Annotated in this window: 9 protein-coding genes; 1 reads left to right on the forward strand and 8 read right to left on the reverse strand. The window is 27.2% G+C overall.

Going from position 1 to position 9,276, the window contains the following annotated elements; translation table 11 throughout:
- The first annotated feature begins 141 nt into the window (after positions 1 to 141).
- The gene (locus H8911_RS11065) at positions 142 to 519 is read left to right on the forward strand and encodes a hypothetical protein (protein ID WP_117925900.1); all 378 of its coding nucleotides are present in this window, start codon (positions 142 to 144) and stop codon (positions 517 to 519) included.
- An 862-nt stretch (positions 520 to 1,381) separates the two neighbouring features.
- On the opposite strand, the gene H8911_RS11070 is transcribed toward H8911_RS11065, so the two are convergent.
- The 8 genes from H8911_RS11070 to H8911_RS11105 form a co-directional block, all read right to left on the reverse strand.
- Positions 1,382 to 1,624: a hypothetical protein gene (locus H8911_RS11070; RefSeq protein ID WP_117992595.1), complete on the reverse strand. Its 243-nt coding sequence runs from the start codon at positions 1,622 to 1,624 to the stop codon at positions 1,382 to 1,384.
- On the reverse strand, positions 1,617 to 2,945 hold the full coding sequence (locus H8911_RS11075; protein ID WP_186999698.1) for a hypothetical protein: 1,329 nt from the start codon (positions 2,943 to 2,945) through the stop codon (positions 1,617 to 1,619). Before H8911_RS11075 ends, H8911_RS11070 begins: the two co-directional genes overlap by 8 nt.
- Before the next feature lie 13 nt (positions 2,946 to 2,958).
- Positions 2,959 to 4,074: an ABC transporter permease subunit gene (locus H8911_RS11080; protein ID WP_186999699.1), complete on the reverse strand. Its 1,116-nt coding sequence runs from the start codon at positions 4,072 to 4,074 to the stop codon at positions 2,959 to 2,961.
- A 2-nt stretch (positions 4,075 to 4,076) separates the two neighbouring features.
- Positions 4,077 to 4,946, reverse strand: a complete 870-nt coding sequence (locus H8911_RS11085; RefSeq protein WP_186999700.1) for an ABC transporter ATP-binding protein — start codon at positions 4,944 to 4,946, stop codon at positions 4,077 to 4,079.
- Between the two features lie 86 nt (positions 4,947 to 5,032).
- Positions 5,033 to 5,293, reverse strand: coding sequence for a hypothetical protein (locus H8911_RS11090; protein WP_186999701.1), 261 nt, complete (start codon positions 5,291 to 5,293; stop codon positions 5,033 to 5,035).
- The gene (locus H8911_RS11095; RefSeq protein WP_186999702.1) at positions 5,286 to 6,203 is read right to left on the reverse strand and encodes a hypothetical protein; all 918 of its coding nucleotides are present in this window, start codon (positions 6,201 to 6,203) and stop codon (positions 5,286 to 5,288) included. The genes H8911_RS11090 and H8911_RS11095 overlap by 8 nt, the downstream gene beginning before the upstream one ends.
- Complete coding sequence (locus H8911_RS11100; RefSeq protein ID WP_186999703.1) at positions 6,190 to 7,602, reverse strand: radical SAM protein; 1,413 nt, start codon at positions 7,600 to 7,602, stop codon at positions 6,190 to 6,192. The genes H8911_RS11095 and H8911_RS11100 overlap by 14 nt, the downstream gene beginning before the upstream one ends.
- The gene (locus H8911_RS11105; RefSeq protein WP_186999704.1) at positions 7,586 to 9,127 is read right to left on the reverse strand and encodes an ATP-binding cassette domain-containing protein; all 1,542 of its coding nucleotides are present in this window, start codon (positions 9,125 to 9,127) and stop codon (positions 7,586 to 7,588) included. The genes H8911_RS11100 and H8911_RS11105 overlap by 17 nt, the downstream gene beginning before the upstream one ends.
- Positions 9,128 to 9,276: the final 149 nt, after the last annotated feature.

Raw genomic sequence — 9,276 nt, forward strand, 5'->3', positions numbered from 1 at the left:
CGTACTTAGTATATTGTGTTCATCCCTTTTTGTATACAAAAAGGGAAACAACTTAAAGATAAATACAAATAAATCAAGGTAGTTGTATTTGTATCAAAATGTTGATTTTTGACACTACCTTTATCAATAGGAGGAAATTTTATGTCAAACTTTAAAAAAATATTAGTATCAATATTAAGCTGTTTAATGCTTGTAACTTCAATTAGTATGCCATTACATGCACAAGAAAACACTCTTCAAAGTTCAAATAGTCCAGATCAAATTGAAGCTAGATGGTGGCCTGGGAATCCAAATCCAGAACCAGGGAGTGAGGCTTGGTTGCAACTGTACGGATATAAAACCCCTGGTAATCCTACTATAGCTAGAAAATGTGCACTTGAAGCTTTAGGTGGAAGTTTTGGAGCATCATCAATTGCATCATGGATTGCTGGTGGCACTTTTACTGTATTAAATTTTGCCCGAACATTTGGTGCTAGTTGGGCTGTCGGCTATTTAGCTTGTATAATTCGATATATGTAATATATCTTTATGAAAAAACTTATAAAAAGTTGTTTTGAGAAAATAAACATTTTCTTTACTCAAAATGAGAAACTAAGTTATATATTAGGTCGAGTTTCTGCTTATATTTTATTATTTGCAAATGTTATTTTATCAACCTATTATAGCCATGACTTACTAATATACATTTTGCAAGCAATTATTAATATTAGCTTTTTATTGTGTATCTATTTTAATTTTTACATAAAAAAATACTATAAAAAATAACTGATATTTATTGTATTAATGCAATCAGATTTAATGTGAAAAAGCTAAGAAATAATTTGCAATGCATGTTTCAAGTAAGGAAAAAACATATAGAGGAACTGATATATATATCTGAAGAATGTGACAACTGCTAAAGAAATAAAATCATAATCGATTATTCCATCAGTTAATAGAACCTTAATAGATATAAAATTATAAAGAGAACCAAAATTAATAATTAGGTTCTCTTTTTTAATTTTATAATTAAGTGAGTATTCCACGCACTGAGAGCCATCCATTCCATCATTTAGAGCCACCTAATCCATTAATCAGAGCCATTTATACACCTAATTGCAAGACTAGATAAATATACTTACTTATCTGTTAATATCTTACAACTGGAGGATAATATTTTATATCTACAATGCAGTGTGGACTTATACAACCGATTCAATGGACTTCGTCACCGTATCGACTGGACTTTTTTTCCGTATTAGATGGGCTTGCCCATACGTAATATTCAATAAATCAACTAATACCATAAAATATAATGCATAAGATGGAAAAATGGTCCGCTACACGCGCACCATTTTTCCATCTTATGCACCTGCTTTTCTGCTTTTCCAATTGCAGTTAATCAATCTCTTGTTCGAACATAATACAAAGATAGTAGTACCACTTCTACAATGCCATATGGAAACAGCCATAAATATGCAAATTCTGGATGTAATTCATCAATAGGTGTTTCTGAATTTTGGATTACAATTGCACCAGACTTTATATCTTCTACTTTTTTCTTATCATGATAGATATGCAAAGGACAAATAATAGCAAGCACAATTATGCATATCAATAATACTCTTCCTGGTTTTTTATTCATAATAATTTTCATTAAACACCTTTCTATTTAATACAAAAAGCAAAACATTGTATATTAGCAACACTATCGTTCCAATTGAATATGGAAAACTACTTGTTCCAGTAATAATCATTGTTGGATCTCTATAAGTAAGTGGATTAATTATATTTATCATATTTAAAGAACCTAGCGGTGATAAAAAGTATAGTCCTGCTATAACAAATAAACTAATAAATAATCCTATATACGCATTTTTAATAAGATAAGAAACCATAAAAGTAAACTGATAATAAACACCAATCAACAATATAAGCATTACTACTGTCAAAATAATGACAATTCCTAATGTCGTATAATCCAAATAAGGATTTCGTGCCATTTCTGTACTGTAATATGTTAATCCTACATTATACATAGCATTTTTCGAAATACAGCGTTGTGTTCCATTTACAAAATCTTTAATTCTTGAAAAACTAAAACCTGTAATTCCATCCATATTAGCTAAAATTGGATATTTAAAATTTTGAAATCCTGACTTTATGCCTAGAATGATTGAAAATATTAATATAGGAACGAATACAACACCAAAAATCAAAATGAGATCTGAAGTAAATTTGTATATATAAAATTTATTTTTCAATCCAGGTATAACCATTAAAGATTTATCCAAACCATCGTCATGATAATTTTTTCGTACATTAAAAAATAACAATACAATTAGAATGGGAATGCCCAAAAACAATACATTTCGACTTAGTTGTATTAAAATTGTAGCACTGTCTACGCTTGAATAGCAAAGAGGGCTTAACTCATTTCGGTATAATCTCTCAAAATAACGTGCTCCCTGCTGATATGTTGGAATCATTTCATAGCCAGCCGTTCCTACAGGTTGAAACCATGTGCACTCTTTGGGATTTGGTGGTACTCGTGTTAATTTATATTTTTTTTGAATCTGTTTTAACTCTTTCTCATGATTTGTATAATCAAAAGTTGACTGTGATTTTATCGGTACGCTCGTACGCATATCCACATTGTAACAATAGACTTCCATACCCGTTATATACATTTTCTTCCACTGTTTATTCTCTTTGTAGTATTCAAAAAACTTCCCTTTATTATTTACAGATTCAATCTGTTTTTCGATATATTTTCTTTTCGAATCAGGTAAATTAAAACGAGTTAAAGCACTAACTTCCATTGATCCTTGAGATAATGAAAATACGTCTTCTATCTGTGCCTTATTGTTTAATACAACCAACATGACAAGTTCGCATATAAGTAAAAGCCCAATTAATATTTTAACCTGTGATTTTTTTAAGTTCCGTTTTATTTCAAATTTCATAAATTTCAACATATCAATCACCCGTTACAATCAAATCTTTCTTTTTTAACAATAAAACACTTGAAATCACACAAACTATTAAAACAACAATATTCATTATACAAATGGTAAAAATTTTATTCTGTTGAAGCATACTAAACATATCAACATTTAGAAATCCAATGAAATAATTTATTTTATGTAAGTTCTGACTAAAAAGATTAACCATTAAATAAAGCGTTATAGTAATCACCAAAGATGTCGTAGTTGATTTAAACAAGCAAGAAATTAATGTATAGACACCTATCAGAAATAAACTCATAGCTATTGTTATAAAAATAATATACATTAGTATCTTACTTTCCATATATATATGATTTCCCACTGAAAATGAATATTGCGTATTTCCCATACCAAAAATCATTGTATTTACGCCAAATAATAGAACTATCAAACCAATAAATCCAATTAACAAAAAAATAGAAAATACCACTTTAGTAAGAATAATTTTTAAAGTATCGTATTTTGAAGTAAACAATATTTTATACACGCCTTGATCGAATTCTTTAAATATATCAAAAATCAAAAGGAAGTATAAAATTAATAAAACTGCACCTAAATAATGATTCGATAAATTCACAGCCAAGTTAGATGTTGTACAAACATAAGGCGAATGCTTAATTGGAATATGATTCTTTTTTAAATACCTATATTCTTTCTGTGTCTTTTTTAGGTAATCTAAAGAATACGTTGTATACGAAATAATCGTATACTTTTTTGTTTTTCCTTCAATTAGCAAATCATTCCACTGCATTAAATCATCTAAAGAAACTGCAGAAGTAGAATAATCACGGTATAAATCATTTGCACAGGAATACAGCCTTTTAAAATATTCAATCGCATTTCCGTAATATTGTTTGTCTTTTTCTTTTTTAGCCAAAAACTGATAATTTGCCATATTCGTAATATCGTACATAGCATTTTGTCTTGCCTTGGAAAACTGTTCAGTTTTTGCTTCTATGTATACATGATTTTGGTATCCGTTAAAAGAAACATACCCTATAAAAGAACAAAGAATCAATAAGAATACAAGCCAATTCTTTTTTGTGCGAATGAATTTATGCCATTCATACTTTAACAAATAAACCATATCTATTCTCCATAAATTCTTGTATACATATTCTCTAAGTCATCGCTTGTATTAGTGATATCCAGCAGCTGAACGCCTTCTCTTTCTAATTTGCGTAAATATACGGATAGTTCATTTGGGTTTTGAATAGAAAATTTATATAGAAAATCTGATAGTTTTCTAAACCGGTGGTCTGTTATTATTTTATTCACCCTAATTTGATATGTGATTGTCTGCTCTTGTTTTTGTACCTCTTTAATTTTACCATTTTCAATATAAATAATACGATCAGCAATCTTTTCAATTTCATTTAATTGATGGCTAGAAATCAATAAAGACATTCCTTGTTCATCCACCATTTTACGAAGCTCTTTTCGCAATTCAAATACACCCGATGGATCCAATCCATTCATAGGCTCATCTAACATTAGAAACTGGGGAGAAGATAGCAATGCAATAGAAAGTGCTAATCTTTGTTTCATACCTAAAGAATAACTAGATACAGGCTTCTTTAAATAATCCCCTATTCGTGTATAATCTGACATTTGTTGCAGTTTATCTTTCGATACATTTTTTAAGCTGGCAAATATCTCAAGATTTTCATAACCAGTCATATTAAAGAAAAGTCCTGGACTTTCAATCAAACTAGCCTGATGCGACAAAGCCTTCTCTCTTTGACTTTGTATATCATGACCACATATAGTAACATTTCCAGAATCCATATGAATTAATCCGCATAAACATTTCATTAATGTACTTTTACCTGCACCATTAGGACCAATAAAACCTACAATTTCATTTTCTCGAATAGAGAACGAAATATCATCTAACACTAAATGATTGCCATATGACTTACACAAATTTAAAACATCTAAAACATTTTGTTTTATCATTATAAATAGCCCTCCTTTTTTTAGTTAGAAGTTAGAACAATTGAAAATGTTACAAAAGTAAATCAAAATATTTCTTCTATCATTTTCTATTTAATGATTATTTGATCAGAGAGTAAATTAACTATTTCATAAATTTTTTTTGGACAACTTAATTTATAATCCAAGTAATCATTTTCCCTAAATTCAATATGAAAAGTATTTTCAATTTTCAAAATCAAAAATACTAAGTCTTCTGCACATAAGTTAAACGGTTCATTAAAAAGTGACATAGTACTGTTATTGATTACCACATTAACATCCAAATCACAATAACTTGAAATTAAACCATAAATCGCATTCTCATCCATCAGACTCACCTAATTTCTTCATTATATCTTCCATTAATGCCCTTAAATCATTATTACTATTCTTTTGAAACGTAATATCATCATTTAATTTAAGAGTATATGGTGTACTTGCTTCAACATAAAAATTTTTACTAAACAAATAATCAAAATATTGTCTATAACGTCCGTATGTAATTTGTTGTATATCGCAAACAGTATTATCATCACTATACGATTCGGGTATTACCAGAATTTGATAATCAGGACTTGCTATTTCATTTAAGATAGTATAATAAATTCCAAAATCATTAAAAACCACATCATCTAGTTGCATGAAACCACCTTGTACTTGTATTATCAAAACATCTATATCAGATAGTAACATACAATTTATTTGTTTTTTTACTTGATAATACAAATTTGATAAACTCTTATAATTTTCATTATCTAAATTTAAATATCCAGCATTTATATACGATAACAAGACATCCGGTGAGAGAATCCCACATTTTATATTCTTCTTTTCGAATTCATATTTTAAATCTACTCCTAAATTACTATTAAAAATAGTATCAAATAAACCAGTTATCATTATAATTGGTTTTTCTATTTCAACTATAGGCATATCGATTTCATAATCTTTTTTATAGGATAACCTGTTTAAATAAAAAGTATTTTTGGGAATTTGGAAAGATACTTTTTCATTTAAAAGGTACACTTCACCAATCTCATCCATGCACACTTCCTTTATATCATGTACTTTTAAATTCTCAAATTGAGTAGAGTTAATAGCATAACTAATATCTCTGTTTATCAAGCTACTACCTGCATCAGCAGCTACAACTATATCATTTCTTGTTTTATTTAAATAATGAATCAAAGGATAACTATGATAATCAAATGGATAAAATAACGTTTTATTGGATTTCACTATTCTCACCTCCTTCAAATAAAGCTTCATGTAAAATTGCTTTTGCTCTTAATTGCTCCATAAATGTATTCTGATAATGTTCACAGATTTCTTCAGATTTCTCATTATACACACCACTAACCGCAAAATCCTTGATACACATTTGGCAATCTCTCATTGCTATACAATTTAAACATCTATCAGAAAACAACGAAGTAAAATTTATTAAATCCGTACATTTTTTTAAGTCAAAACCTTCAATACAATTACCTATCAAAAAATCTTTATTCGTCTCTCCGACTTTTTCACAAGGGTAAAAATTACCATGAACATCCACAAATAGTTTATGTTTTCCTATTGTACACATACCTGATGTCAAAACGAATGGATTATCAATTAATGTATTATTATCAAAAATATATCGATTTGAAATATTTTCTTTTAGAATTTCTGGCGCATTTTCAAATAAGAACAGATCATTTTCGAATTTATATTTTTTTATTTTAGAAATGTAACACAAAAACATTTTATAATAATACTGATTTTTAAATCTATCACTCCAAATATTTTTATTATCAGAAAATAAATCTTCCTGTATTACAGCATTATATCTATATGATTTCATAAATGGATACTCTTTAATTAAATCATCGTATTCATCTAAACACTCTGCCGGATCCATCACCATGCTAATTACACATTTAGAATTAATATATGGATAATTATTATGTATTTCTTTCAAATTTTGAATTACTGTATCAAAAACACTTCTTTTTTTAGAATAATATTTTCTATTTTTATCATTAGATTCTTTTGCTCCATCTAAACTTACCATAATCTCAAATTTATTATCTTCAAAAAACCTTAACATTTCATTCGTAATCACCGTTAAATTCGTAGTAATTGAATATATCAATTCCTTACCTAAAAATATATTATTTGCATAATTAACAATATTCTTTATTAAATCAAAATTCAATAAAGGTTCGCCTCCATAAAATCCAATTGATATATTTTCTCTATCAACTGAATGCATATGAATAAAATCCAGCACTTTTTTTGCAGTATTTAACGGCATATTCAATATATTATGATTCCTGTTATTCATATTCGATTGAGAATACGGGCAATATGCACAACGTAAATTACAATTCTGTGTTGTTTGAAAAATTACATTTCCTAACTTTCTTTTATAAAAATCATCAATTACATCTGTTTCTGGCCTTTTCGCTAAATTCAATTTTGAAGATTGAAAGAAACCTTTTTTGCACAGATTATCATATTCTTGATCATTTTGAAATTCACTTTCATTCATAATCAACTGATATAATCTTGAACTTAGCTTAGAAACTTTATCAATATTGGCATCATAAACATAATAATGATTATTTGTTTTAAATAAACTATAAACTTTTTTCATATTCATCTCCTAAATATATGATATGATCGAATTTTTGCATATCATTTGGATCATGTGTTATATATATAAAAATTGTATTTCTTGTATTTTCTAATACTATATCTAATATTTCCCTTTTTACATCATTATCTAACGCGCTAGTAGGCTCATCCATAATAATGATTTCTTTCATATTCAATAACATTCTTGCTATTGCCAATCTCTGCAATTCACCACCAGAAAAATTTGCACCATGCTGGTCTAATTCATTCGTAATGTAAGTATTTAACTTATTAGGAAAATTTTCAATTTTCTCCTTTAGTCCAACACAATCCAAAACTTTATAAATACCCTTCTCTTCTTCAAGCGTTACTGAAGAATGCATAACTAAATTTTCAACAATTGAAAATGCATTAAATTGAAAATGTTGAAAAACAACACTAACACACTCCAATATATTTGAATGATTATTTATTATGTTATCATTTATCATTATTGAATTTTGCGAATCATATAAACCAGTTAATAGATTAACCAATGTTGATTTTCCAGAACCATTTTTCCCATAAATAACATACGACTCCCCTTTTTTAAAGGTATAATTAAAATTTTTAAATATTGTATCATCCTTATATCTAAAGAATAGATTTTTAATTTTCAAATTATCTACTCTTTCAATACGGCTGGTTTCTTTTGTACTAACTTTTTGTTCAAAAATATCATTCACTAAATCAATATATAAGCTACATTTATATAGATTTGGAATATAATCAACTAGTGACATAAAATTTCCACTTATTTCCATAATTCCATTATATATAACTAAAAAATCGCTCAATTTAATAGAATTTAAAATATATTTCACAGCTAGATAAATAATAATCACTAATTGCAAACTCAATTGTAAAAAATTCAGTTCTGTAATAATTCTTAATGATATTTTGCCATATTTTTCAATACAACTTTGTTTCGTATTAGAAGCTGATATGTATTTATCTTTTACTACTTTAAACCAATCATATATTCTCATATCTCCAATGTATTGCTTCATACAAAATAATCTTTGAATGTAGCTAATGGTTCTATCAGGGGGAATCATTTCTATCGACTTATCATATTCGACTTTTGATTTTTTAAAATTTAAAAATACATCAAAAAAAACAAATAATATAGTAAAAAAAACAAATAACCAATCGTAATAACCAATTATCAACAAGACTCCAATGATTGATAATATAGAAGAGATCATATTAGCACAATTTTGAATATATTCCATCACGCTATTACTTCCTAAAGCAATACAAGAATATATTTTGTCATATGTTTTTGAATTATCATAATCAGATAAACTTATAGTGTTAATATTCTGTAATATTTTTAAATCAATACTTGCTTTTAAACTTTGCTCTATTCGAGGCAATATAATTGAATGCATTTTATTAATAACATATTCAAAGGTGAATGATATAATTAATAAGATACATATAGTTATACTTATTAATACAATTTTTTTTGTATATAAAATATCAAAAATAATTTTAAGCATAATTATTGAATATACTTCATTTAAAGATTTAGCTCCTCTTTTGCAAATGGGTGGTAATCATTCGCTTATTTACTATGTTTAGAGCTCATTGCATCCCGATATCGCACTTTTTTTGGCGATAAAACTGCCATTTCAATAAATTTTAACAC

This window comes from Holdemanella hominis, from assembly GCF_014306155.1.
GTDB classification, from domain to species: Bacteria; Bacillota_I; Bacilli_A; order Erysipelotrichales; family Erysipelotrichaceae; genus Holdemanella; species Holdemanella hominis.

Excerpts from the sequence above, each read along its gene's own strand:
- H8911_RS11065 (WP_117925900.1), top strand. The coding sequence starts at position 142 with ATGTCAAACTTTAAAAAAATATTAGTATCAATATTAAGCTGTTTAATG.
- H8911_RS11070 (WP_117992595.1), bottom strand. The coding sequence starts at position 1,624 with ATGAATAAAAAACCAGGAAGAGTATTATTGATATGCATAATTGTGCTT.
- H8911_RS11075 (WP_186999698.1), bottom strand. The coding sequence starts at position 2,945 with ATGAAATTTGAAATAAAACGGAACTTAAAAAAATCACAGGTTAAAATA.
- H8911_RS11080 (WP_186999699.1), bottom strand. The coding sequence starts at position 4,074 with ATGGTTTATTTGTTAAAGTATGAATGGCATAAATTCATTCGCACAAAA.
- H8911_RS11085 (WP_186999700.1), bottom strand. The coding sequence starts at position 4,946 with ATGATAAAACAAAATGTTTTAGATGTTTTAAATTTGTGTAAGTCATAT.
- H8911_RS11090 (WP_186999701.1), bottom strand. The coding sequence starts at position 5,293 with ATGGATGAGAATGCGATTTATGGTTTAATTTCAAGTTATTGTGATTTG.
- H8911_RS11100 (WP_186999703.1), bottom strand. The coding sequence starts at position 7,602 with ATGAAAAAAGTTTATAGTTTATTTAAAACAAATAATCATTATTATGTT.
- H8911_RS11105 (WP_186999704.1), bottom strand. The coding sequence starts at position 9,127 with ATGCTTAAAATTATTTTTGATATTTTATATACAAAAAAAATTGTATTA.